This is a genomic window from Rhodoferax sp. RT5P35 (assembly GCF_056521385.1).
This window is the reverse complement of the sequence record NZ_JBWMAX010000142.1, coordinates 1-1,391: the sequence shown is the minus strand read 5'-3', so window position 1 is coordinate 1,391 and position 1,391 is coordinate 1. Positions and strand designations below refer to the sequence as shown.

Below are 1,391 nucleotides of genomic sequence, written 5' to 3'. Positions count from 1 at the left end.
AAGGTAACTACATGGTCTTGCTGGGAATACAGAAGAAAGTTGGGCATGGCGGGAATCCTGTGCGATGTGGGTAGACCGGCCAGCGTAGGCCATCGCAGGTCTATTGTCCAATATCAATATAAAGCTAAGCAATATCCAAGTGGTATCAACGAACTACCGCAATTAGCTAGCCACTGATACCAAACCACTATCAACTATCCACCATTAAATATTGGACGGCACATTCACGGCTGCCTATGCTTCGCCCTTCATGCCAGCCCTGCACCGAAGGAGAATCCATTGAGCAACCTGTTGTCCGCCTTTCGGCTCGCGACACTCCCGCCCGCAACAAACGCGTTCCGGGCCGAAGTCAAAGCCTTTCTCCAGACCCATATGGATGCCACGCCGCCCGATATCCGGGCCCGCTCGTGGATGGGCTTCAGCGCCGCCTTCAGCCAAAAGCTGGCGGCCCGCGGCTGGGTGGGTGTCACCCTGCCCGCGCAATACGGCGGTGCCCAGTTGGATGCGTTTTCGCGCTTTGTGCTGGTGGTAGAGTTGCTGGCCATCGGCGCACCGGTGTCGGCGCACTGGATCGCCGACCGCCAAAGCGGCCCGCTGATCTACAAGTTCGGCACCGAAGCGCAGCGCCAGTTCTACCTGCCCAAAATCTGCGCCGGGCAGGCGTTTTTCTGCATCGGCATGAGCGAGCCCAACGCCGGGTCGGACCTGGCCAGCGTCGGCACCCGCGCCACCCGCGTTGATGGCGTTAACGGCGGCTGGCGGCTCAATGGCCGCAAAATCTGGACCACCAACGCCCACCACTGCCACTACATGATTGCCCTGGTGCGCTCCTCGGGCGAGCCGCAAGACCGGCAAAAAGGCCTGTCGCAGTTCATCATCGACCTAGCGCTGCCCGGCATCACCGTGCGGCCCATCCACGACCTGGCGGGCGACGCGCATTTTTCCGAAGTGTTTTTTGACGACGTGCTGCTGGCCGACGATGCCCTCATCGGCACCGAAGGCAGCGGCTGGGAGCAGGTCAACGCCGAGCTGGCTTTCGAGCGCAGCGGCCCCGAGCGCGTCTACTCCAGCATCGTGCTGTTGGAGCACTGGATCAGCTGCCTGCGCCGCAGCCCGGATGCCGCCCGCCATGCCGAGACGGTGGGCCGGTTGGCCACCCACCTGGCCACCTTGCGCAACATGTCCATCGCCGTGACCCACAAGCTGGTGCTGGGCGAAAGCCCCGTGGTCGAAGCCGCGCTGATCAAGGACATTGGCACCGAATTCGAGCAAAGCATTCCCGCCCTGATCGAAGCCGCCATCGCCTGCAACCCCGATGCCCCGGTCGACCCCGACCTGTACCGCACTCTGGCCTATGTCAGCCAGGTCGCGCCCACCTATTCGCTGCGCGG

General features: G+C 62.4%; 1 protein-coding gene. It reads left to right on the top strand.

The features are described from left to right. Positions 1-279: 279 nt before the first annotated feature. Positions 280-1,391 (top strand): acyl-CoA dehydrogenase family protein (locus AC097L_RS24415; RefSeq protein WP_479589312.1); only part of this gene is annotated, 1,112 nt, incomplete at its 3' end.